Source organism: Rhodoglobus sp. GW821-FHT12B09, assembly GCF_058809925.1.
On record NZ_JBXATB010000001.1, the window covers coordinates 536,042 to 558,328 of the forward strand.

Sequence of the window (22,287 nt, forward strand, 5' to 3'; positions counted from 1 at the left end):
ATTCAAGTAATTCTGCCGCAAATCTCGGAGAAGAACCATGGCGCTGGCCGCAGAGTCGAAGAGACGAAGGAGTTCTCATGACAAACACACGACCGGGCGACCAGGCCCAGACCGCAGCCCAGCTCGAGGGCGAGTGGAAGACCGACGCGCGGTGGAACGGCATCCAGCGCGACTACAGCGCGGAGGACGTCATCGCCCTGCGCGGCACCGTCCGCGAGGAGCGCACGCTCGCCAGGCGCGGTGCGGAGAACCTGTGGCGGCTCATCCACGGGGGTGAGGATGGCACCGAGGAGTGGGTTCCCGCCCTCGGGGCCCTCACGGGCAACCAGGCCGTGCAGCAGGTGCGCGCGGGGCTCAAGGCGATCTACCTGAGCGGGTGGCAGGTGGCGGCCGACGCGAACCTGTCGGGGCAGACCTACCCCGACCAGTCGCTGTACCCGGCGAACTCGGTGCCGGCGGTAGTTCGCCGGATCAACAACGCGCTGCTGCGGGCCGACCAGATCGAGCACAGCGAGGGCAGGTCGGGCACCGACTGGCTCGCCCCGATCGTCGCCGATGCGGAGGCCGGTTTCGGCGGCCCGCTCAACGCCTACGAGCTTATGAGCTCCATGATCGAGGCCGGTGCGGCGGGCGTGCACTGGGAGGACCAGCTCGCCTCGGAGAAGAAGTGCGGCCACATGGGCGGCAAGGTGCTCGTCCCCACGAGCCAGCACATCCGTACGCTGAACGCCGCGCGGCTCGCCGCCGACGTCGCGGGAGTTCCCACCGTGATCGTTGCCCGCACCGACTCGCTCGCCGCCGACCTCATCACGAGCGACGTTGACGACCGCGACAAGCAGTTCCTCACCGGCGACCGCACCAGCGAGGGCTTCTACCGCACCACGCCCGGCATCCAGACCGTGCTGGCCCGCGGCCACGCCTACGCGCCCTACGCCGACCTGCTGTGGGTGGAGTCGGCGGAGCCCGACATCGAGCTGGCGCGCACCTTTGCGGAGAGCATCCACAAGGAGTTCCCTGGCAAGAAGCTCGCCTACAACTGCTCGCCGTCCTTCAACTGGAAGCGCCACCTCGACGACGCCCAGATCGCCGCGTTCCAGCGCGAGCTGGCGGCGATGGGGTACGCGTTCCAGTTCATCACCCTCGCGGGGTTCCACGCGCTCAACCACTCGATGTACACGCTCGCGAGGGACTACTCGCAGCGCCACATGAGCGCGTACGTGGAGCTGCAGGAGGCAGAGTTCGCGTCCGAACAGGACGGCTACACAGCCACGCGCCACCAGCGCGAGGTCGGCACCGGCTACTTCGACCGGATCGCCACGGCGCTCAACCCCGACAGCGAGACGCTCGCCCTCGTCGGCAGCACCGAGACCGCGCAGTTCCACGCGGGTTGAGTAGGCCGCCCGCGGCGCGTATCGAAACCTCACCGACGGTTTCGATACGCGCCCCAGAGGGCGCTACTCAACCCACCACTACAACGAAAGGCTTGGCAATGACCCACATCGAGATCCTCGGAGACCTCCCCGAGCGCTACGACGAGATACTGACCCCGGATGCCCTCCGCTTCCTCACTCGCCTGCACGACCAGTTCGCTGGCCGCCGGCAGGAGCGACTGGCCGCGCGCATGCACACCCGGCGGCACATCGACAACGGCCGCGGACTGCGGTTCCTTCCGGAGACCGCCGCCGTGCGCGACGAGCCGACGTGGCGGGTCGCGGGCGCCGGCCCCGGGCTGGAGGACCGCCGGGTGGAGATCACCGGCCCCACCGACCGCAAGATGACGGTCAACGCCATGAACTCGGGCGCGAAGGTCTGGCTCGCCGACCACGAGGACGCCATGAGCCCGACCTGGGCGAACGTCATCGACGGCCAGCTGAACCTGCAGGACGCAATCCGCCGGCAGATCGACTTCACCTCGGACGAGGGCAAGGAGTACGCGCTGGGGGAGACCACCCCGACCATCGTGTTCCGCCCGCGCGGGTGGCACCTCGTGGAGAAGCACCTGCGCTACACCGACCGGGCGGGGCAGAGCGCTCCGGCGAGTGCGAGCCTCACCGACTTCGGCCTGTACTTCTTCCACAACGCCGCGGAGCTCATCGCCACCGGATCGGGCCCGTACTTCTACCTGCCGAAGCTCGAGAACCACCTCGAGGCGCGGCTCTGGGACGACATCTTCACGTTCTCGGAGAACGCGCTCGGCATCGAGCACGGCACGGTCCGCGCGACGGTGCTGATCGAGACGATCTCGGCGGCGTTCGAGATGGAGGAGATCCTCTACGAGCTGCGCGAGCACTGCGCCGGCCTCAACGCGGGCCGCTGGGACTACATCTTCTCGATCATCAAGAACTTCCGGGGGCGTGGCGCGAGCTTCACCCTGCCGGACCGCTCGGCGATCACGATGACGGTACCGTTCATGCGCGCGTACACCGAGCTCCTCGTCAAGACGTGCCACAAGCGCGGCGCGCACGCCATCGGGGGCATGAGCGCGTTCATCCCGAACCGCCGCGACCCCGAGGTGACCGCCCGAGCGCTAGATGCCGTGTCGAGCGACAAGCTGCGCGAGGCCACCGACGGCTTCGACGGAACCTGGGTGGCCCACCCCGACCTGGTGGCCACGGCGCGCGCCGAGTTCGACGCGGTGCTGGGCGACCGCCCGAACCAGCTCGACCGACAGCGCGACGACGTGCACGTGACCGCCGACGACCTGCTCGACCTCCGGATCGACGGGCGCGTAACCGACGCCGGCGTTCGCGCGAACGTGTCGATCGCGGTGCGGTACATCGAGAGCTGGCTGCGGGGCGTGGGCGCGGCGGCGATCGACAACCTCATGGAGGACGCGGCCACCGCCGAGATCAGCCGCGGCCAGCTGTGGCAGTGGATGCACCAGCGCGTGACAACCGCCGAGGGCACCCTGATCACCCGCGAGCTGGTCGAGCGCGAGCTCGCGGAGGTGCTCGCCGGGCGCCCCGAGTTCGACGCGGCGGGAGAGGTGTTCCGTGCCGTGACCCTCGAGGAGGACTTCCCGACCTTCCTCACGATCACGGCGTACACGCGGTACCTCGTGGAGAACCGGGAGCCCGCTCTCGTGGCGTGAGCAGACGCTCCAGCGCCGTATCGAAACCGGATGTTCGACTGCCGGTTTCGATACGGCCGCGAGCGGCCCGCTCAACCCGCGTACGGTTGACTTCGATGTCCGCCTTCCGCCCCGAGATCCAGGCGCTGCGGGCGGTGGCCGTGGGGCTGGTGGTCGTCTTCCACTTCTGGCCGGATTCCCTCCCGGGCGGCTACGTCGGCGTCGACGTGTTCTTCGTCATCTCCGGGTACCTGATCACCGGGAGCCTGTGGTCGGAGGCGTCGCGCACCGGTCGGATCTCGCTGCGGGGCTTCTGGGCCCGGCGGATCCGGCGACTGCTGCCCGCGGCATCCCTCGTGCTCGTTGCCTCTCTCGTGCTCATGCTCGCCCTCGTGCCCCGCTCCCTGTGGCAGGAGACCGTCGTGCAGATCGGCGCCAGCGCGCTGTACGTGCAGAACTGGGTGCTCGCGGCGGGCTCGGTCGACTACCTCGCGGCGGAGGGCACGCCGACGCTCGTGCAGCACTACTGGTCGCTCTCCGTCGAGGAGCAGTTCTACCTCGTCTGGCCGTTCGTGCTCCTGGCCGCGGTGCTGCTCGGCCGCCGTCGCCGGGGTGTCGTGATCGCTGCGTTCGCCGTGCTGGCGGCCGGGTCGTTCGTCTACTCGGTGGTGCTCACCGGCAACCCGTCCGGCTACTTCAACACCGGCGGCCGCGCGTGGGAGTTCGCCCTCGGCGGGCTGCTGTCGTTCGCCCCGGCCCTGAAGTCGAGGTGGATGTCGCTGGCCGGCGTCGCCCTCATCGCCGCCGCTGCGCTGCTCTACTCGGGCGGCACGCCGTTCCCGGGGGCGACGGCGCTGCTGCCGGTCGCGGGCGCCCTGCTCGTCATCGCGGGCGGGGCCAACCGCGTCGCCGAACTGCGCCCCCTGCAGTTCGTCGGCGACATCTCCTACTCGGTCTACCTCTGGCACTGGCCGCTCCTGGTGGTGCTGCCGGTGCTCGGCTGGTGGTGGCCGCTCCTCGCGCTGCCCGCCACCCTCGTGCTCGCGTGGGCGACCACGCGGTTCGTCGAGGCTCCGCTGCGCCGGAGAGTCCGCCGCCCCTACCGGCTCGCGCTCGCCGCCGCGCTGGTCGTGGTGCTCGCCGGCTCGGCGACGTGGGCGACCGTGCAGGCGGGCGTCTCGGCGTCCGCCGCCTCAGCCGAGCAGCGCCTGGCCTCCGACAAGTGCTTCGGGGCGGCCGCCATGGTCGCTGACTGCCCGTCCCCGTTCTCCGCGGCGGGAGTGGACACGGCCTTCGCGGCGCAGGACCACGGAATCCTCGGCACCACCCCGTGCAACTCGAACGGCACGGCGGTAGTGCGGTGCGAGTTCGGCGTCGACCATCCGGTGCGGACGATCGCGGTGGTCGGCAACTCGCACGCCGGCGCCCTCATCCCGGGCCTGGAGGCCTATGCGATCGAGCACGACTGGCGGGTGGTGCTGTTCCGCAAGACTGACTGTCTCGGGGTCTCCACTGTCGACGCGAGCGGGTCGGGCGGGCCGGCGTGCGCCGCGTGGACGGCGAACGTCCTGCAGGAGCTGACGAGCGACCCCACCCTCGACGCCGTGCTGTTCGTCTCGCACAAGAACGCGCTGCACTACCTGACGGCGCCGCACCCCTCCGCCGAGACCGAGGCCGCACTGCAGTCGAACATCTCGGCCAACCTCGCCGCCGTGGAGGCGTCGGGCAAGGCCGTCATGGTGGTGGGGGATGTGCCAGGGACGAAGCCGGTGCCGGCACCGGAGTGCGTGTACCGGCACGCCGCCGAGTACGACCCGTGCGCTCTGCCGCGGTCGGCGGACGCGCTAGAGGACGCCAATGTGGAGAGCCGGGCGGGATCGGCGACCCCGGGCATCCGGAGCCTCTCGCTGATGCCCTACCTCTGCGGTTCGGAGACATGTCACTCGGTGATCGGGGGAGTCGTCGTGTACTTCGACGACCACCACCTCACCGCGACGTTCTCGCGGTCGTTGGCGCCGTACCTCGGCGCCGCGGTCGAGGCGAGCCTGCGGGGTTAGACTTCCTGCACCTCGACCACCGCCGATCGGAGTGCCCGTGTCCAGCCCGTGGATCATCACACCGGATGCCGCGGCGCGCGCCCGCACGGCCCAGGCCCACGAACTCGCTGTCGACTCCGGCGTAGCGGCTCCCGGCGTGCGGCGGCTCGTCGCCGAGTCGTGGGAGCGCTCGCTGCAACTCGCCCTCGACCCCGACCGCCTGCTCGCGGGCATCGACCTCGACGACGACGAGCTGCGTGCCTACCGCGATGCCCACCCACTCTCCCTCGCGCTGCCCACGATCCACCGGCTGCTCATCCGCCACACGTTCGACGCGGGCCTCATCGTCGCCGTCGGCGACCAGGACGGCCGCCTGCTCTGGATCGACGGCGATCGCACTCTGCGCCGCAAGGCCGAGGACATGCTCTTCGTGGAGGGCGCGGACTGGTCGGAGCGCGCGGTCGGTACGAGCGCTCCGGGCACCGCGCTCGCGCTCGACCACGGAATCCAGATCCAGGGTGCAGAGCACTTCAACCGCATAGTGCACCCCTGGAGCTGCACGGCAGTGCCCGTGCACGACCCCGGCACCGGCGCGATGCTCGGCGTCATCGACATCACCGGCACGGATGCCGCGGTCGCGCCGGCCACGCTGCCGCTCATGGAGGCCGCGGTCGCCGCCGTGGAGGCCGAGTTGCGCATCCGCCGGCTCGACGAGCTCGCGTCGCGGCCGCGCCGGACTGTGCAGCGCGCCGTTCCCGAGCCCTCACTCGACGTGCTGGGCACCGAGGGCGGCCGCCTGCGCTCGGGCGCACGCTCGGCGGAGCTCAGCACACGGCACGCCGAGATACTCACGCTGCTGGCGTGGCATCCGGGCGGGCTGTCTGCCGAAGCGCTCGCCGGGCTTCTCGACTGCACGGTCGAGACACTGCGGCCCGAGATGGTGCGGCTGCGCCGCGCGGTCGCGGCGGTCGATCCCGCGCTCGAGCCGACCTCCCGGCCGTACCGCCTGCCGCGCCGGCTCGACCTCGACGCGCAGCGGGTGCTGGCCTTCCTCGACCGAGGAGCACACCGGGTCGCCCTAGCGGGGTACTCGGGCGCGCTGCTTCCGGCGTCGTCGGCGACGGGCATCCGTGCGATCCGGGCGGAGGTGTCGTCCCGCCTCCGCGAGTCGCTCCTCTCCGACGCGTCTGTCGACACCCTCCTCGAGTACGCGCGCACGGATGACGCGGCCTATGACGTCGAGGTGTGGCGCGCGTGCCTCGCGCTTCTGCCGCCCAAGTCGCCCAAGCGGGCCGCCGTCGTCGCGCGGATCGAGCGGATCGAGCAGGAGTTGCGCTGATCCGGGTTGTCCACAGTCTCGAATATATGTTCGAATATCTGATAACCTCTTCGTATGACGGTCACCTCAGTGATCGTGCCGGATCACCTCGAAAAGCTTGATGACGCTGCGCTCTTGTCGCTGCAGTCGTCTATCGCGGCGTCGCGCCGCGAGCTCGATGCGCTGAGCGCGCGGGTCTCGGCCGAGGTCGGTAGGCGCTCGGCGCCGGAGCTCGGGTACTCCGGTCTCGCGCAGCGCGCGGGTAGCCGCACGCCGGAGGCGCTCGTGCAGCGCGTCGCGGGCGTCACCCGCTCCGAGGCGAGGGCGCTCATCCGGGTGGGCACCGCTCTCGATGGCTCAGCGCCTTGGCTGTCTCCCGTCGCGTCGGCCGTGGCGTCTGGCGAGCTCTCGATCGCTGCGGCGGACGGCATCGTCGCCGGCCTCGGTGCGCCCGGCGAGTCGGTGAGCAGCGATGACCTTACGGATGCTGCTGCTCGCCTCGTGGCGGTGGCGGGCCAGACCACTCCCGAGCGGGTGGCCGCCGCCGCGCGCTCGATCCGCGACGACCTCGACGTCGACGGCGTGGCCGACCGCGAGGCGCTGCTGCGGGAGAAGCGGTTCCTGCGGCTCATTCCCCAGCTCGACGGGATGACGAAGATCATCGGCCTGCTCGATCCGGAGTCCGCGGCGGTCGTCGTCGCTGCAGTGGACTCGATCACCGCACCTCGCCGGGGCGGGCCGCGGTTCGTCGACGCCGAGGCGGTGGCCCGGTCCGAGCGCATCGTCAACGACCCGCGCACCACCGACCAGCTCACCGCCGACGCCCTCGTCGACATGATCACGCTGGCGACCAGGGCAGACAAGGGCTCGCTGTTCGGCACGACTGCTCCGACCCTGCGGGTGCACGTCGCTCTCGCCGAGCTGCAGGCGGGCGCCGGGTCCGCGCGCATCGAAGGGCAGACCGCCACGGTCTCGCTGGCGACGGCGACCCGTCTGGCCTGCGGCGGTGGCTACGTTCCCGTGCTCTTCGACGAGACCCAGCCGCTCGATGTCGGCCGGGCGGAGAGGCTGTTCACCTGGCGGCAGCGCATTGCACTTGCGGCACGTGATGGTGGTTGCATCTTCCCCGGTTGTGATCGGCCTCCTGGCTGGTGCGAGGCCCACCACATCGACTTCTGGGCGAGGGATGAGGGTACGACAGACATCGCGCGCGGAGTGCTGCTCTGCCGACATCACCACATGCTGATGCACAACAACGGGTGGGAGATCGAGGAGAACGCGGGGGAGTACACCTTCATCCCTCCCGCGTCGGTCGATCCGCGCCGCGCCCCGATACCTGCCGAGCGGCTCTAGCTCGCAACCTTCTGCAACCTTGGTGCAACCTGCGCGCTCGTAGCGTCGCACCATGCCAGGAACCTGGCTGACAACGATGTCGACAGGAGTCACCCATGACGATCTACGCCGCACCAGGTACCGCGGGCGCCAAGGTCACCTTCAAGCCTCGCTACGAGCACTGGATCGGGGGTGGCTGGGTGAAGCCCGTCAAGGGCCAGTACTTCGAGGACATCTCGCCCGTCAATGGCAAGCCGTTCGCCGAAGTCGCTCGCGGAACTGCCGAAGACATTGAGGCAGCCCTCGACGCCGCGCACAAGGCGGCCCCCGCTTGGGGAAAGACCTCCACCACCGAGCGCGCGGCGGTGCTCAACAAGATCGCCGACGTGATCGACGCGAACCTCGAGCTGCTCGCGGTCGCCGAGACGTGGGACAACGGCAAGCCCATCCGTGAACCGCTCAACGCGGACCTGCCACTCGCGGCCGACCACTTCCGCTACTTCGCCGCGGTCATCCGGGCCCAGGAGGGGCACTTCGCCGAGATGGACGGCGACATGACGGCGTACCACTACAAAGAGCCGCTGGGCGTCGTCGGCCAGATCATCCCGTGGAACTTCCCGATCCTCATGGCGGTATGGAAGCTCGCGCCCGCCCTCGCCGCAGGCAACGCCATCGTGCTCAAGCCCGCGGAGCAGACCCCGGTCTCGATCCTCGTGCTCATCGAGCTCATCGGCGACATCCTTCCGCACGGGGTGCTCAACATCGTCAACGGCTTCGGTGCCGAGGCGGGCAAGCCGCTGGCCTCGAGCCCGCGCATCCGCAAGATCGCGTTCACGGGCGAGACCACCACGGGCCGGCTCATCCTGCAGTACGCTTCGGCGAACATCATCCCGGCCACGCTCGAACTGGGCGGCAAGAGCCCGAACCTGTTCTTCTCCGACGTCGCCGAGAAGAACGACGCGTTCTACGACAAGGCGCAGGAGGGCTTCGTGCTCTTCGCGTTCAACCAGGGCGAGGTGTGCACCTGCCCGTCGCGCGCCCTCATCCAGAAGCCCATCTACGACTCGTTCCTCGGCGATGCGATCGAGCGGACCAAGACGGTCGTGCAGGGCAACCCGCTCGACACCGACACCCAGGTCGGTGCCCAGGCGTCGAACGACCAGCTCGAGAAGATTCTGAGCTACATCGACATCGGCAAGCAGGAGGGTGCGAAGCTGGCGCTCGGCGGCTCGCGCGTGGACCTCGGCGGGGACCTTACCGACGGCTACTACGTCGAGCCGACCATCTTCGAGGGGCACAACAAGATGCGCCTGTTCCAGGAGGAGATCTTCGGTCCGGTGGTCGCGGTCACGAGCTTCGACGACTACGACGACGGGATCGCGATCGCCAACGACACCCTGTACGGGCTCGGCGCCGGAGTCTGGTCGCGCAACGGCAACGTGGCGTACCGTGCGGGCCGCGACATCCAGGCAGGCCGCGTGTGGGTGAACAACTACCACGCGTACCCCGCGGGCGCCGCGTTCGGCGGGTACAAGAGCTCAGGCATCGGCCGCGAGAACAACTCGCTCGCGCTCGACCACTACCAGCAGACGAAGAACCTGCTGGTGAGCTACTCGGAGAACAAGCTCGGCTTCTTCTAGCCCATCGCCGTCCGGCGGCCGGTCCCTGCCAGGGGCGATCGGCCGCCGGATACTCCCTGCGGAGCCGCAGCAGGTGAGCCAGAGTGCAGGAGGTGAACCAGCGCGCAGGAGCCGACAGTGCAGGAGCCGACAGTGCAGGAGCCGACAGTGCAGGAGCCGACAGTGCAGGAGCCACGGTGATCGAAGCATCAGTAGTCATTCCTGGCGAGACGCTGCCGCGCGTCGCCCTCACCGCGGAGAGTGTGGACCTGCTCCGAGCGCTGTGGGCGCAGCACGGCCCGCTGATGTTCCACCAGTCCGGCGGGTGCTGCGACGGCAGTTCGCCCATGTGCTTCGCCGCTGGCGACTTCTGGACGGGGGAGAGCGACATCCTGCTCGGGGTCTTCGACATCGCCGTCCCCGGCGGTGAGCCGCAGCCGATCGACTTCTGGATGTCGAGGGAGCAGTTCGAGTACTGGAGCCACACCTTTCTCACCGTCGACGTTGTGAAGGGCAGGGGCAGCGGCTTCTCGCTGGAGGGGCCGGAGGGGGTGCGGTTCCTCATCCGCTCCCGGCTCATGGAGACCGCTACGCCCTTCGTGTGACACCCGGACACGGCAGACTGGGGGCGTGTTCATCGTCCTCGCCCGCGTCGACTCGAGGACGATGGCGGCGCGGCTGAGTGACGCGGGCGGCGCCTTGGGTGTTGAGTACGTCGCCGACCTCGCGGCGTTCGTCGCCACAGAGGAGAAGCAGCGTCCGCGCTGGGTGTGGGACGACACCGCTACCTGGTATCCCGAGCTGCTCGCGGCGGGCATCCGCGTCGAGCGCTGCTTCGACCTGCGGCTGTGCCACGCGATCCTGCGCTCCTCGACGCTCACCGCGGGGTCCGCACTCGCGACCGCCCCGCAGGGGGTGTGGGATGCCCCGGCCGCCGCCGCGCCCCGGCCCGACTCGGGCGAGGCCCTGTTCGACCTCGAGGCCCCCGAGTTGCCGGTGGTAGCGGACCCCCTCGCCGAGTTCACCCTGCAGCGCGCCGCCGTGGCCACCGCGGCGGAGCCCGGCCGCATCCAGCGCCTGCTCGCCGCCGAGTCCGCGGGCGCGCTCATCGCCGCGGAGATGCGGTTCGCGGGCCTCCCGTGGCGTGCCGATGCCCACGACCGCATCCTCGAGGAGATCCTCGGCCCCCGCCCGCGTGAGGGTGCCCGCCCGCAGAAATTGCAGGAGATTCTCCATGTGGTGCGCGAAAAGCTCGAATCACCCGAGCTGAACCCGGATTCTCCTGCAGATTTGTTGAAGGCGCTCGGGGTGGCGGGGCTCCAGGCCACGAGCACGCGGTCGTGGGAGCTGAAGCAGCTGAAGCACCCCGCGATCCCGCCCCTGCTCGAGTACAAGAAGCTCGCGCGGCTGCTCTCGGCGAACGGCTGGCACTGGCTCGACACGTGGGTGGTGGACGGACGGTTCCGGCCCGACTACGTTCCCGGCGGCGTGGTCACGGGCCGCTGGGCGACCAGCGGCGGGGGAGCGCTGCAGCTCCCTAAGCAGGTGCGCGGCGCCGTGGTGGCCGACGACGGCTGGAAGCTCGTGGTGGCGGACGCCTCCCAGCTCGAGCCGCGCATCCTCGCCGCCATGGCCGCCGACCGCGGCATGGTGGAGGCGGGTGCCGCCGGCGACCTGTACGCGGGCATCGTCGCGAGCGGTGCCGTCGAGACGCGCGACCAGGCGAAGATCGCGATGCTCGGCGCGATGTACGGCGCGACCACGGGCGAGAGCGGCAGGCTCATGCCCCGGCTCGCCAAGGCCTACCCGCGCGCGATCGCGATGGTGGAGGAGGCGGCCCGCGCGGGGGAGCGCGGCGAGATCGTCACGACGATGCTCGGCCGAAGCTCCCCGCCGGGCCAGCGGTTCGAGGGCTGGAGCGAGGCCCGCAGCGAGGCCGACACCTCGCGGGCGCGGGAGCGGTCGCGGTCGTGGGGCAGGTTCACCCGCAACTTCATCGTGCAGGGCACCGCGGCGGAGTGGGCGCTGTGCTGGATGGCGAGCATCCGCCGCCGTCTGCGCGAGCTCGACGACGGCTGGTTCACCGATGCCCCGCACCTGGTGTTCTTCCTCCACGACGAGGTCGTCGTGCACACGCCGGCAGCTCTCGCCGAGCCGGTCCGCGTGATCCTGGCGGAGGCCGCGGCGGAAGCCGGAAAGCTGCTTTTCGGCGACCTCCCCGTCACGTTCCCGCTCACGATCGCGAGTGTCGACAACTACGGGCAGGCCAAGTAGGGCATACCGTGTATGCATGTCGATCCGCCAGAGCCTGCTCGCGATCCTCGAGCTGGGCCCGTGCTACGGCTACCAGCTGCGCCTGGAGTTCGAGCGCCGCACCGCCGCGCCCTCCCCGCTCAACGTCGGGCAGGTCTACGCGACGCTCGAGCGCCTCGAGCGCGACGGGCTGGTGACGAAGGGCGAGACAGACGCGGCGGGGCACGTCTTCTACGACATCACGGATGCCGGCCGCAGCGCCGCCCGGGCATGGCTGGCCGATCCCGTGCCGCCGCCGGCCCGCGACGAGCTCGCCGCGAAGCTCGCACTCGCGCTCACGCTCCCGGGCGCGGACCCGGCGGCGCTCATCGCCGCGCAGCGGTCACGGGCGACCGAGTCGCTCGCGGAGCACCTCGCCCGCGAGCACGCCACCCTCGCCGAGCGGCTCGTGGGCGACGCCCTGGCCCTGGCGGCAGAGGCCGAACTGCAGTGGCTCGACCGCTGTGAGGCCCTCCTCGCCGAGGCGGTGCCCTACGGTCTGGAGGCCGAGCCGCCCCGCCGCGGCCGCCCCGCGACGGTCGCGCTGCCGTAGGCGTCGAGGATCCGCTCCACGTACGCCGCACCCGAGAACGTCGCACTGTCTGTGCGGGCGCCGGCCGAGAGCTCGAGCAGGGCCGTCGGGCTCGTGACCAGGTGCACCAGCGCGTCGGCGAGAGCCGCGGCATCCGGCCCGCTCGCAAGATAGCCCGAGTGGCTGAGGCCTTCGCGCAACTTCGGGTCGCAGTACAGAACACCGCGATAGCGGCTGGATGCCTCGGCGATCGTCATGGGCTGGTTGTCGAAGCCGTCCGAGGTGAGGGCGACCGCCGACGACGCGTCCATGAGGTCGATCACCGTGTCGTGGTCGAGTCCGCCGTGCACGGTGACCTGGGGGTGCCCGGCCACGAGCCGGCGCAGCGCGGAGAGCTCGGCGCCGTCGCCCACGAAGTCCACGTCGAAGCCGTCACCGGTGCGGCGCAGCGCCTCGAGCACCGCCTCCGCGAAGACGAGCGGCCGCTTCTCCGCCTCGCAGCGGCCCACCCAGAGGAACCGCGGGCGCGCCGGAGTTGCCAGCAGCTGCGGCGGCCGGGGGGAGCGGGCGATCGGGTTGGGCACCGCCACGACGTGCTGGACGCCGGCGGCGCGCAGATCGTCAGCCTGGTGTGCCGAGGGCGACACCACCGTGTCGGCGCGCAGCGCGAGAGCGAGGGTCACGTTGCGGAGGAGGTTGTCGGGTGCGCGGGGCACGAACCTGCGCCGGGGGATCCGCTGCCGCATCACGTACTGCAGGCCGTACCGCATGAGCGGGGTCGCGATCACCGGGCCGATGCCCGTGGTCTGCCAGTAGAAGGTGTGCACGGTGTGGACTGCCGGGATGCCCAGCTCGTGCGCCGCGGAGATCGCGGCGTGAGCCAGCCCGAACTCCGTCTGCACGTGCACGACGTCGATGCGCTCGGAACGGAGGTAGGCGACGAGCCGGGCCACGAGCTTCCGCGTGGCACCCTTGACCGGCAGCAGGACGCCGGGCACGGTCCAGGCGGGACGCAGCTGCAGCCCGTTCTGGGTCCCCTCGGTGCGGGCCATGGAGATGAGGACAACCTCGTGCCCGGCCGACTCGAGTGCGGTCACCTGCTCGCGCATGGACGTCTGGAGCCCGCCGACGTAGTCGAGGTAGAAGTCGCTCACGATGGCGATGCGCATCCGGCTCCTCCCCGATCGTGGCCAGACGCCTGTGGCCAGACCCGAGTCTATGCAACGGCCCTGAGCGAATCTTCATCAATCACACGCTTGTAATTCGTGCACGCTATCCGCGATAATGGCCCCAGCGGTTAGCCGCACAACTTAACACGTCACACACTCTGTTCCACGGGTCGATGGGGAAGTCGCATCCAACGGAACGGAGAAATCGTGACTGCATTGCCTAACGCTCGCGGAGTGCTATTCGTGCACTCCGCTCCTCGTGCGCTCTGCCCACACATCGAGTGGGCAGCTGGTCGCGCCCTCGAGCGTGCCGTCAATTTCGACTGGGACCCGCAGCCTGTGCTGCCCGGCTCTCAGCGCACGGAGTTCTACTGGGAGGGCCCACGAGGCACCGGGGCGAAGCTCGCCTCTGCGCTTCGCGGGTGGGAGCACCTGCGGTACGAGGTGACAGAGGATGCCGGGCTCGGCACTGACGGGGGTCGGTGGATGCACACGCCGGACCTCGGCATCTTCTTCGCCCAGACCGACACCGTGGGCAACACGGTGATCCCGGAGGACCGCATCCGCTACGCGATGGACGTCGCCGGCGCGAACGCGATCGAACTCCACCGTGAGCTGCGGCTGGCGCTCGGCCAGGCGTGGGACGACGAGCTCGAGGCATTCCGCCACGCGAGCCAGGACAGCGCAGTCGTGTGGCTGCACCAGGTGGGCTGATGGACACGTTGAACAGGGAGCTCGTGGAGCTCGTCGAGGAAGTGGCTCCGTCACTCATCGACATGGAACAGCTTGAGCGCTTGGTCACAGAGGACGACCTGCTCAGCTTCGGGGGCGAGTGTTTCATCCACGACGGGTGCCGCCCGATCTAGTCGGGCTGTCATTCGGGAGTCGATGAGGCTGGGGAGTGGCCACGGATGGCCGCCCCAGCCTCATCGAGTCCTTGATGGCCGAGCGGGTTGAGTGGAGCGCTCCGGCGCTCGCATCGAAACCTAGTTGTAGCTGCGGAAGGCTACGACGGAGTTGTGCCCGCCGAACCCGAACGAGTTGCTCAGGGCGAGCAGCGGGCCGTCACCGAGCGGGCGCGGCGACGTCACGACGTCGAGCGGGATCTCGGGATCCTGCTCGGTGAGGTTGATCGTCGGGGGTGCCGTGCGGTTGTGCAGGGCGAGGATCGTGAAGATCGCCTCGAGAGCACCCGTACCGCCGAGCAGGTGGCCCGTGGCGCCCTTGGTCGCGGAGACCGCGATGTTCGGCAGGTGGTCGCCGAAGACGCGCAGCATGGCGTTGTACTCGGCGATGTCGCCCACCGGGGTGCTGGTGGCGTGCGCGTTGATGTGCACGACGTCCTCGCGAGAGGCCCCGGCCTGCTTGAGGGCGGCGAGCATGGCGCGGGCCGCGGCCGAGCCCTCGGGATCGGGGGCGGTGATGTGGTACGAGTCGCTCGTCACCGAGCCGCCCGCCAGCTCCGCATAGATGCGGGCGCCGCGCGCGAGCGCGTGCTCCTCGGTCTCCAGCACGATCGTGCCGGCGCCCTCGCCGAGCACGAAGCCGTCACGGGAGACGTCGTAGGGACGGGAGGCCGTGGCGGGGGAGTCGTTGCGCTTGGAGAGCGCCTGCATCGAGGCGAATGCGGCGATCGGGAGCGGGTGGACGACCGCCTCGGTGCCGCCGGCGAGCACGACGTCGGCGAGGCCCTCCTGCAGGTGCATGTAGGCGTTGGCGATGGCCTCGGTGCTCGACGCGCAGGCGGAGACGTCCGTGCGGGCGTAGGCGCGCGACGGGATCGACATGCTGATCGCGGCAGCCGCGGCATTGGGCATGAGCATCGGGATCGTCATGGGGAGCACGCGGCGCGGGCCCTTGGCCTTGAGGGTGTCCCAGGCGTCCAGCAGCGTCCAGAGGCCGCCGATGCCGGTGGAGTAGTCCACGCCCACGCGGATCGGGTCGACATCGGGCGAGCCCGCGTCGGCCCAGGCCTCGCGTGCCGAGATGAGGGCGAACTGGCTCGAGGGGTCGAGCCGCTTCGACTCGACGCGCTCGAGCACCTCCTCGGGGCGCACCTTCGCCTCCGCGGCGAAGGTCACGGGGAGCTCGAGCTCGGCCACCCAGTCGTGCTGCAGGGTGTGCGCGCCCGACTCGCCGGCGAGTAGCGCGGCCCATGATTCGGGGGCGGTTCCGCCGAGGGGCGAGGTGGCGCCGATGCCTGTTACAACGATCTTCTTGGTCATGTCACATCCTGTGTCGAGAACACTGTCCTATCGAGTGGCCAGGCTGCGTGCCCGGCCACTCGAGGGGGTACTGCTAGCCCTGGGCGCCGGTGATGAAGCTCACGGCGTCGCCGACGGTCTTGAGGTTCTTGACCTCTTCGTCGGGGATCTTCACGTCGAACTTCTCCTCGGCGTTGACGACGATGGTCATCATCGAGATCGAGTCGATGTCCAGGTCGTCGGTGAACGACTTGTCCAGCTCGACGGTGTCCGTCGCGATGCCGGTCTCGTCGTTGATGAGTTCGGCCAGGCCGGCCAGGACTTCTTCGGTGGACAATGCCATTGTGTTATCTCCTTGGGGATGTGTATTTTGACCGCTGCCCAGTTTAGGGCAGCACTACTACCTGGGCGCCGAACACGAGGCCCGCGCCGAAACCGATCTGCAGGCACAGGCCGCCGCTGAGCTCGGGATGCTCCTGCAGGAGCCGGTGCGTCGCGAGCGGGATCGAGGCGGCGCTGGTGTTGCCCGTCGTCTCGATGTCGCGGCCGATGATGACGCTCTCCGGCAGCTTGAGCTGCTTGGCGAGCTCGTCGATGATGCGCATGTTCGCCTGGTGCGGGACGAAGGCGGCGAGATCGTCGGCGGTGATGCCGGCGACCTCGAGGGCGCGCTTGGCCACCTTTGCCATTTCCCAGACGGCCCAGCGGAACACCGTCTGGCCGTCCTGGCGGAGGGTCGGCCACTTCGCCCGGCCCTCGCGGAAGTCCACGAGGTTGTAGTCCATGCCCACCGCGTCGGCCTTCGAGCCGTCGGAGCCCCACACGGGAGCGGCGATGCCGGGGAAGTCGCTCGGCCCGATCACGACGGCACCGGCGCCGTCGCCCAGGAGGAACGAGATCGTCCGGTCCGTGGGGTCGACGATGTCGCTGAGCTTCTCGGCGCCCACCACGAGCGCGTAGTGCGCCGCGCCGCTGCGGATGAGGGCATCCGCCTGGGTCACTCCGTAGCTGAAGCCGGCGCAGGCCGCGTTCGAGTCGTACGCCGCCGCGGGGTTGGCGCCCACGCGGTCGGCGAGCACCGCCGACATGGAGGGCGTCTGCTGCACGTTGCCGATGGTCGCGACGATCACGAGGTCGATCAGCTCGGGGGCGACCCCCGACTTCGCGATGGCCTCCTGCGCGGCCTCGGTCGCAAGGTCGAGGGCGAGGATGCCCTCGGAGGCGCGGGTGCGCGTGATGATGCCGGTGCGCTGGCGGATCCACTCGTCGCTCGAGTTGATCGGGCCGACGAGGTCGTCGTTGGGCACCACGAGGTCGCCGCGGGCGGCGCCGTAGCTGTAGATGCGCGTGAACTCCACGCCGTGGGACTGCTTGAGGGTAGGCACGAGCTACTTCCCGTCCGATGAATCAGAATCGATGAGTTCGAAGGCCGCGGACAGGTCGTCCGGGGTCTTGACCGCCACGGTGGGCACGCCCTTGAGCCCGCGCTTGGCGAGGCCCACGAGAGCGCCCGCGGGGGCGAGCTCGATGATGCCGGTGACGCCGGCGGCGGCGAAGGACTCCATGACGAGGTCCCAGCGTACGGGGGAGGAGACCTGGCCGACCATGAGGTCGACGAAGTGCGTGCCGCTCTCGATGCGCGAGCCGTCGCGGTTGGTCCAGATCGGCAGCGTCGGGTCGTGCTTCTCGAGGCCCGCGGCGAACAGCTCGAGGCCGTCGACGGCGGGCTGCATGTACCGGGTGTGGAACGCACCGGCCACCTGCAGCGGGATTACCCGCGTGCCGGCGACCGGGTTCTCGGCGAGCTCGGCGAGGGCGGGGAGCGCGCCGGCCACGACGATCTGTCCGCCGCCGTTGAAGTTGGCGGGCGAGAGGCCCAGCTCGGCGAGGCGCTCCAGCAGGGCGGCCTCGTCGCCGCCGATCACGGCGGACATTCCCGTGGGCTCGAGGGCCGCGGCATCCGCCATCGCCCGTCCGCGCTCGCGCACGAAGCTGACGGCGTCCGTCTCGCTCAGGATGCCGGCGCCCGCCGCCGCGGTGACCTCGCCGACGGAGTGGCCCGCGATGCCGCCGACCTGCGCGCGGCGGTCGCCGAGGGCCGCGAGGGTCACCAGGCCCGCCGCGACGATGAGGGGCTGGGCGACCTTCGTGTCGCGGATCGAGTCGGCGTCGCTGGTCGTGCCGTGCGCGACGAGGTCGATGCCGACGCCGTCGGAGATGGCGCCGAGTTGCTCGGCCACACCGGGGAGCTCGAGCCAGGGTGCGAGAAAACCGGGAGTCTGGGAGCCCTGTCCGGGCGCGACGATGACGATCACTTCTCTAGTGTGCCAACGATTGGCCCGGTCTGCAGGGCCGAACATCCGAAGAACGGTGCGAATCGTTGTGCCAAGTCTTCAACGGGCACCGCCCCCGGACTGGTTATACCCCGATCCTGAGCAAACCCCGAGACTGGTACAGCGCATGACCCGGTGCGCCAGCCCGACAGGATCCCATGACCATCGACCGCGCCATCCCGCTCGTGGTGGACCTCGACGGCACCCTACTGACCGGCGACCTGCTCTTCGAGACGGCGAACGAGTACCTCGCGGGGCGCCCGTGGCGCGCCGTCGCGCTCCTGCGCCAGCTCCTCGCCGGCCGATCGAGAATGAAGGACTTCCTCGCCGAGCGCACCGCCCCGGATGTCGCGGTGCTGCCGTACAACGAAGAACTCCTGCAATTTCTGCGGGACGAGCGGGCGACGGGCCGCCGCATCGTCCTGGCCACGGCATCGAGCGGCATCCTCGCGGAACGGATCGCCGCGCACCTCGGCGTGTTCGACGAGGTGCTCGCGTCCGACGGCACCACCAACCTCAAGTCCGCTCGCAAGGCCGCGGCGCTCGTTGAGCGCTTCGGCGACCGCGGGTTCGACTACGTCGGCAACGACCCCGCCGACCTCGCGGTGTGGGCATCCGCATCGAGTGCCCTCGTGGTCTCGGGCAGCGCCGGGTTCCTCGCGCGCGTGGGCCGCGTGCGGGACGTCTCCCGCGTGTTCCCGCCCCAGCGCCGGGGTGCTCTTCGCTCTCTAGTGGCGGCACTGCGCCCGCACCAGTGGACGAAGAACCTGCTCATCCTCATCCCGCTCGTCGCGTCGCACCGGTTCGACGTGCCCGCCGACCTGGCCCGCGCCGCCGTCGCGTTCGTGCTGTTCTGCCTGGTGGCGTCGAGCGTGTACGTGCTCAACGACCTGCTCGACGTGGCGCAGGACCGCCATCACCCGACGAAGAGGCGCAGGCCCTTCGCCTCGGGCGACCTGGGGCTCTGGGTCGGCTGGATGCTCTGGCCCCTGCTCCTCGTCGTGGCCGCGGTCGGGGCGTGGCTGCTGCTGCCGCCGCTGTTCCTGCTCGCCCTCGCCGGGTACTTCGCCCTCACCCTCGGGTACTCCCTGGTCCTCAAGAGGAGGGCGATGTGGGACGTGCTCGCCCTCGCCCTGCTGTACCTCGCGCGACTCATCGCGGGAGCGGTCGCGATCGGCGTCGAGCCCTCGTTCTGGCTGCTGTGCTTCGCGATGTTCTTCTTCCTGAGCCTCGCGCTCGTGAAGCGGTACAACGAGCTCCGGGACGATCGGACGCTGCCATCGGGCCCGACGGCGAAGATCCGCGGCCGCGGCTACTTCGCGACCGATCTGCCGCTCGTGGTGAGCCTCGGCCCCGCCGCCGGCTACGTCTCGGCCCTGATCGTCGCGCTCTACGTGTACGACGAGCGCACCGCGAGCCTCTATGCGAGCCCGGAGTTCCTCTGGGTCACGGTTCCGCTCCTGCTGTTCTGGGTCTCGCGCGTGTGGCTCATCGCCCACCGCGGCGAGATGCACGACGACCCGGTGGTGTTCGCGATACGGGACCGGACGAGCTATCTCGTCGGCGCGTTCGTGGTGGGCGCGTTCGCGCTCGCGACGTTCGTTACGGTGGGCTGATGCGCGCTCTGATCGGCAGGCTCTTCAGCTCGAAGCTCGTGCGATTCTTCTTCGTCGCCCTCGCGGGCGTGCTGCTGGATGTCGCGGTCTTCACGGGGCTCGTCGCGCTCGGCCTTCGCCCCTCCGTCGCGTCGATCATCAGCTCGGCCATCGCGGTGGGCGCCACCTACATGGTCTCGAGCCGCAGCGTGTTCCGGGTGAAGTACTCGCCGCTGCGGCTGGCGGCGTACGCGGGCTGGTACGCGCTCTCCATCACGGGGTTCTCGCTCGCGATCGACGCCGCCTGGGTGCACTTCGGAGGCACGCCCACACTGTGGAAGGTCGTCAGCCTCCCCGTCTCGTTCTTCGTCAACTTCGCCGTGGTCAACTACCTGATCCTGCGGCCCTCGAGCTCGGAGCTGCCATGACCGCCGTCACCGTGACCCCCGACCGCACGCTCCGCTACCGGGCGGCCTTCGCCCTTGCCGTGCTCGCGGCGGCCGCCGTCTCGATGCTCTACTACCGCGCCCTGGACACCCGGGCCGGGGGAGCCGCGTACCAGACCGCGGACTGGCTCATCAACTACGCCGACGGGTTCGTGCGCCGCGGGCTCTTCGGCGAGATCTTCCTCGCGGTGGCGCCCGGCGGCGCAGCCGGCCTGTGGACGCTCTTCGCGATCCAGGCGGCGCTCTACGCGGTCGTGCTCGCGTTCGCGGTGTGGGCCCTGTGGCGCGGCAGGTTCTCGTGGTCGGTCATCGCCCTCGTGTGCGGCCCCGCCGCCATCGGATTCTTCGGCTGGGACCCGGGCGCCGGCTTCCGCAAGGAGGTGCTCGCCTACGTCTCCCTCGCGCTCCTGGTCTGGGCGCTTGTGGTCGCTCGGCGCCGCTGGGCGGTCCTGGCCCTCTCCGCCGGCTCGCTCCTGGTGTTCGTCCTCGCGGTGTTCTCGTGGGAGACGAGCGCGCTCTTCCTCCCCGCGTACCTGTACCTCCTCCTGCGCGAGCGGACTGACGTGCTCTTCCGCCGCGTGCTGGCGGGCGTGTTCGTCCTGATCGGCGGCGCGGGCCTCGCCCTCGGCACCCTGTTCCACGGCAGCGTCGCGACGGCATCGGCGATCTGCGACGTCGTGCGCGACCACGGCTACACGGCGGCGGACCTGTGCTCGGGCGCGATCGACGCCATCGGCTGGACCTCGCAGTTCACCCTCGATTCGGTGGCCGAGAGCTTCCCGCTCTACGCCGGCTACGCCCCGCTCATCCTGCTGGCCCTCGTCCCGGTGCTGCTGACGCCGTGGTTCCGGGCCAACTGGGGCTGGGCCGTCTTCATCGCCGTCGCGTTCATCCCGCTGTTCGTGATCGTCACCGACTACGGCCGCTGGACCAACATGATCGTCATGGCCCTGATGTTCTGCATCGCGGTCAGCCCGATCGAGTCGGCGGTGTCGCGGGCCTGGACGTGGCTCGCCGCGGTCCTCTACACGACCCTGTGGGGACTGCCGCACTGGCTGGCGGCGGACACCGCCCAGTGGCCGTGGCTCGGGCTCGTGAAGATCATCAACTCGAACGCCATCGACCTCGTCGGGCGGTTCCTGGGCTAGCGCCGCTTCGCGGAGTCGGGGTCGGCGATCGAGCCCACGATGAGCGCGGACTGCAGGATCAGTGCCTCACGCGCACCCGTGGCATCCCAGCCGATCACGTCGCTCACCCGCTTGAGGCGGTAACGGACGGTGTTGGGATGCACGAACAGCTCCCGCGCGGTCGCCTCAAGTGAGCGGCCGTTGTCCAGGTAGCACCAGAGCGTCGCGAGCAGGTCGGTGGAGTGCGCCTGCAGGGGTCGGTAGATCTTGTTGATGAGGGTGGCGCGGGCGAGGGGGTCGCCGGCGAACGCGCGCTCCGGCAGCAGGTCGTCGGCGAGGGTCGGGCGCGGGGCGTTGCGCCACGAGCGCGCCACCGCGAACCCGGCAAGGGCGGCCTTGGCGCTCTTCGACGCGTCCACCAGCGTCGGCACCTCGTGGCCGAGCACGAGGTGGCCCGGCCCGAATCCCGGTTCCAGCTGCTTCGCGATCTCGAGGAACGGCATGGGCTCCACGACATCGGCATCGTCGGAGCGGGGGGATGCCCGCCCGATGACGAGCACGAGCCGACTGCCCTGCACGCCGATCAGCACGTCGGCGTCGAGGTGCCGCGCGGTGCGGCGCAGTTGGTCGACATCGAGCATCTTCGGGGCGGTGCCCACGAGGACGCACACCTCGCCGTGCCCGTTCCATCCGAGAGCGGCGATGCGCGAGGGCAGCTCGTTGTCGTACTCGCCGCTGAGGATCGAGTCGACGACGAGGGCCTCGAGCCGGGCATCCCACAGGCCTCGCGCTTCTGCCGCGCGCGCGTAGACGTCGGCCGCCGCGAAGGCGATCTCGCGAGAGTAGAGCAGGATGCCCTCGCGAAGAACGTCGTCGTCGTTCTTGATGCGGTGCTCCACGACCTCCACCGTGAGGCGGATGAGCTGGAGCGTCTGCGTGAGCGACACCGAGCGGAGCAGCTCGCGCGGGGCGGCGCCGAACACGTCGGCGGCGATCCACGGGGTCGACTTCGGGTCTTCGAACCAGGAGATGAAGCTCGTGATGCCCGCCTGGGCGACCAGGCCGACCGCGGAGCGCCGCCCCGGCGGCATGTCGCCGTACCAGGGCAGCGTCTCCTCGAGACGCTTCAGTGTCGCCGTTGCCAGCTCACCGGAGATCGTCCGCAGCCACGCGAGTGTCTGCTCCTTGGTCTTCTGCACCGTCGCGATGCGCCT

Annotated in this window: 20 protein-coding genes; 14 read left to right on the forward strand and 6 right to left on the reverse strand. The window is 70.1% G+C overall.

Annotation, left to right across the window (positions count from 1 at the left end):
- Positions 1-77 precede the first annotated feature (77 nt).
- From aceA to AC1RTC_RS02735, 9 genes are all read left to right on the forward strand, one after another.
- Positions 78-1,391: an isocitrate lyase gene (gene aceA, locus AC1RTC_RS02695; protein ID WP_493153913.1), complete on the forward strand. Its 1,314-nt coding sequence runs from the start codon at positions 78-80 to the stop codon at positions 1,389-1,391.
- Positions 1,392-1,489: 98 nt separating this feature from the next.
- A complete protein-coding gene (gene aceB / locus AC1RTC_RS02700; RefSeq protein ID WP_493153914.1) occupies positions 1,490-3,091 on the forward strand; it encodes a malate synthase A in 1,602 nt (533 codons plus the stop codon).
- Between the two features lie 95 nt (positions 3,092-3,186).
- Positions 3,187-5,127 carry an acyltransferase family protein gene (locus AC1RTC_RS02705; RefSeq protein ID WP_493153915.1) on the forward strand — a complete coding sequence of 647 codons (1,941 nt, stop codon included), beginning with the start codon at positions 3,187-3,189 and terminating at the stop codon, positions 5,125-5,127.
- Between the two features lie 37 nt (positions 5,128-5,164).
- Positions 5,165-6,445 (forward strand): GAF domain-containing protein, encoded by a 1,281-nt coding sequence (locus AC1RTC_RS02710; protein ID WP_493153916.1) that lies wholly within the window; start codon positions 5,165-5,167, stop codon positions 6,443-6,445.
- A gap of 54 nt (positions 6,446-6,499) precedes the next feature.
- On the forward strand, positions 6,500-7,777 hold the full coding sequence (locus AC1RTC_RS02715; RefSeq protein ID WP_493153917.1) for an HNH endonuclease signature motif containing protein: 1,278 nt from the start codon (positions 6,500-6,502) through the stop codon (positions 7,775-7,777).
- A 95-nt stretch (positions 7,778-7,872) separates the two neighbouring features.
- Positions 7,873-9,396 (forward strand): acetaldehyde dehydrogenase ExaC, encoded by a 1,524-nt coding sequence (exaC, locus tag AC1RTC_RS02720; RefSeq protein ID WP_493153918.1) that lies wholly within the window; start codon positions 7,873-7,875, stop codon positions 9,394-9,396.
- A gap of 176 nt (positions 9,397-9,572) precedes the next feature.
- Positions 9,573-9,980 carry a DUF779 domain-containing protein gene (locus tag AC1RTC_RS02725; RefSeq protein ID WP_493153919.1) on the forward strand — a complete coding sequence of 136 codons (408 nt, stop codon included), beginning with the start codon at positions 9,573-9,575 and terminating at the stop codon, positions 9,978-9,980.
- Between the two features lie 25 nt (positions 9,981-10,005).
- Complete coding sequence (locus AC1RTC_RS02730; RefSeq protein ID WP_493153920.1) at positions 10,006-11,649, forward strand: bifunctional 3'-5' exonuclease/DNA polymerase; 1,644 nt, start codon at positions 10,006-10,008, stop codon at positions 11,647-11,649.
- 16 nt (positions 11,650-11,665) lie between these two features.
- Positions 11,666-12,220, forward strand: a complete 555-nt coding sequence (locus AC1RTC_RS02735) for a PadR family transcriptional regulator (RefSeq protein ID WP_493153921.1) — start codon at positions 11,666-11,668, stop codon at positions 12,218-12,220.
- On the opposite strand, the gene AC1RTC_RS02740 is transcribed toward AC1RTC_RS02735, so the two are convergent.
- Complete coding sequence (locus AC1RTC_RS02740; protein WP_493153922.1) at positions 12,160-13,368, reverse strand: glycosyltransferase family 4 protein; 1,209 nt, start codon at positions 13,366-13,368, stop codon at positions 12,160-12,162. The genes AC1RTC_RS02735 and AC1RTC_RS02740 overlap by 61 nt on opposite strands.
- A 234-nt stretch (positions 13,369-13,602) precedes the next feature.
- Here AC1RTC_RS02740 and AC1RTC_RS02745 point away from each other — a divergent pair, with 234 nt between their 5' ends.
- Both AC1RTC_RS02745 and AC1RTC_RS02750 read left to right on the forward strand, forming a co-directional pair.
- Entirely contained in the window at positions 13,603-14,082 is a 480-nt protein-coding gene (locus AC1RTC_RS02745; RefSeq protein ID WP_493154274.1) for a DUF3145 domain-containing protein, read from the forward strand.
- Positions 14,082-14,234, forward strand: coding sequence for a hypothetical protein (locus AC1RTC_RS02750; RefSeq protein ID WP_493153923.1), 153 nt, complete (start codon positions 14,082-14,084; stop codon positions 14,232-14,234). Before AC1RTC_RS02745 ends, AC1RTC_RS02750 begins: the two co-directional genes overlap by 1 nt.
- 120 nt (positions 14,235-14,354) lie before the next feature.
- On the opposite strand, the gene AC1RTC_RS02755 is transcribed toward AC1RTC_RS02750, so the two are convergent.
- The 4 genes from AC1RTC_RS02755 to AC1RTC_RS02770 all read right to left on the reverse strand — a co-directional run bounded on the left by AC1RTC_RS02755 (position 14,355) and on the right by AC1RTC_RS02770 (position 17,887).
- Positions 14,355-15,593, reverse strand: a complete 1,239-nt coding sequence (locus AC1RTC_RS02755; protein ID WP_493153924.1) for a beta-ketoacyl-[acyl-carrier-protein] synthase family protein — start codon at positions 15,591-15,593, stop codon at positions 14,355-14,357.
- 73 nt (positions 15,594-15,666) lie between these two features.
- On the reverse strand, positions 15,667-15,915 hold the full coding sequence (locus tag AC1RTC_RS02760; RefSeq protein WP_309617721.1) for an acyl carrier protein: 249 nt from the start codon (positions 15,913-15,915) through the stop codon (positions 15,667-15,669).
- A gap of 43 nt (positions 15,916-15,958) precedes the next feature.
- Complete coding sequence (locus AC1RTC_RS02765) at positions 15,959-16,957, reverse strand: beta-ketoacyl-ACP synthase III (protein ID WP_493153925.1); 999 nt, start codon at positions 16,955-16,957, stop codon at positions 15,959-15,961.
- A gap of 3 nt (positions 16,958-16,960) precedes the next feature.
- Entirely contained in the window at positions 16,961-17,887 is a 927-nt protein-coding gene (locus tag AC1RTC_RS02770; RefSeq protein WP_493153926.1) for an ACP S-malonyltransferase, read from the reverse strand.
- Between the two features lie 176 nt (positions 17,888-18,063).
- Here AC1RTC_RS02770 and AC1RTC_RS02775 point away from each other — a divergent pair, with 176 nt between their 5' ends.
- Genes AC1RTC_RS02775 through AC1RTC_RS02785 form a run of 3 tightly spaced genes read left to right on the forward strand, consistent with a single transcriptional unit; the run spans position 18,064 to position 21,094 of the window.
- On the forward strand, positions 18,064-19,521 hold the full coding sequence (locus tag AC1RTC_RS02775) for a UbiA family prenyltransferase (protein WP_493153927.1): 1,458 nt from the start codon (positions 18,064-18,066) through the stop codon (positions 19,519-19,521).
- A complete protein-coding gene (locus tag AC1RTC_RS02780; protein ID WP_493153928.1) occupies positions 19,521-19,928 on the forward strand; it encodes a GtrA family protein in 408 nt (135 codons plus the stop codon). The genes AC1RTC_RS02775 and AC1RTC_RS02780 overlap by 1 nt, the downstream gene beginning before the upstream one ends.
- Positions 19,925-21,094: a hypothetical protein gene (locus tag AC1RTC_RS02785; protein WP_493153929.1), complete on the forward strand. Its 1,170-nt coding sequence runs from the start codon at positions 19,925-19,927 to the stop codon at positions 21,092-21,094. The genes AC1RTC_RS02780 and AC1RTC_RS02785 overlap by 4 nt, the downstream gene beginning before the upstream one ends.
- Here AC1RTC_RS02785 and AC1RTC_RS02790 read toward each other — a convergent pair.
- A complete protein-coding gene (locus AC1RTC_RS02790) occupies positions 21,091-22,272 on the reverse strand; it encodes a PucR family transcriptional regulator (RefSeq protein WP_493153930.1) in 1,182 nt (393 codons plus the stop codon). The genes AC1RTC_RS02785 and AC1RTC_RS02790 overlap by 4 nt on opposite strands.
- Between the last annotated feature and the right edge of the window lie 15 nt (positions 22,273-22,287).

Excerpts from the sequence above, each read along its gene's own strand:
- AC1RTC_RS02755 (WP_493153924.1), bottom strand. The coding sequence starts at position 15,593 with ATGACCAAGAAGATCGTTGTAACAGGCATCGGCGCCACCTCGCCCCTC.
- AC1RTC_RS02760 (WP_309617721.1), bottom strand. The coding sequence starts at position 15,915 with ATGGCATTGTCCACCGAAGAAGTCCTGGCCGGCCTGGCCGAACTCATC.
- AC1RTC_RS02715 (WP_493153917.1), top strand. The coding sequence starts at position 6,500 with ATGACGGTCACCTCAGTGATCGTGCCGGATCACCTCGAAAAGCTTGAT.
- aceA (WP_493153913.1), top strand. The coding sequence starts at position 78 with ATGACAAACACACGACCGGGCGACCAGGCCCAGACCGCAGCCCAGCTC.
- AC1RTC_RS02735 (WP_493153921.1), top strand. The coding sequence starts at position 11,666 with ATGTCGATCCGCCAGAGCCTGCTCGCGATCCTCGAGCTGGGCCCGTGC.
- AC1RTC_RS02750 (WP_493153923.1), top strand. The coding sequence starts at position 14,082 with ATGGACACGTTGAACAGGGAGCTCGTGGAGCTCGTCGAGGAAGTGGCT.
- exaC (WP_493153918.1), top strand. The coding sequence starts at position 7,873 with ATGACGATCTACGCCGCACCAGGTACCGCGGGCGCCAAGGTCACCTTC.
- AC1RTC_RS02740 (WP_493153922.1), bottom strand. The coding sequence starts at position 13,368 with ATGCGCATCGCCATCGTGAGCGACTTCTACCTCGACTACGTCGGCGGG.
- AC1RTC_RS02785 (WP_493153929.1), top strand. The coding sequence starts at position 19,925 with ATGACCGCCGTCACCGTGACCCCCGACCGCACGCTCCGCTACCGGGCG.
- AC1RTC_RS02775 (WP_493153927.1), top strand. The coding sequence starts at position 18,064 with ATGACCATCGACCGCGCCATCCCGCTCGTGGTGGACCTCGACGGCACC.
- AC1RTC_RS02780 (WP_493153928.1), top strand. The coding sequence starts at position 19,521 with ATGCGCGCTCTGATCGGCAGGCTCTTCAGCTCGAAGCTCGTGCGATTC.
- AC1RTC_RS02705 (WP_493153915.1), top strand. The coding sequence starts at position 3,187 with ATGTCCGCCTTCCGCCCCGAGATCCAGGCGCTGCGGGCGGTGGCCGTG.
- aceB (WP_493153914.1), top strand. The coding sequence starts at position 1,490 with ATGACCCACATCGAGATCCTCGGAGACCTCCCCGAGCGCTACGACGAG.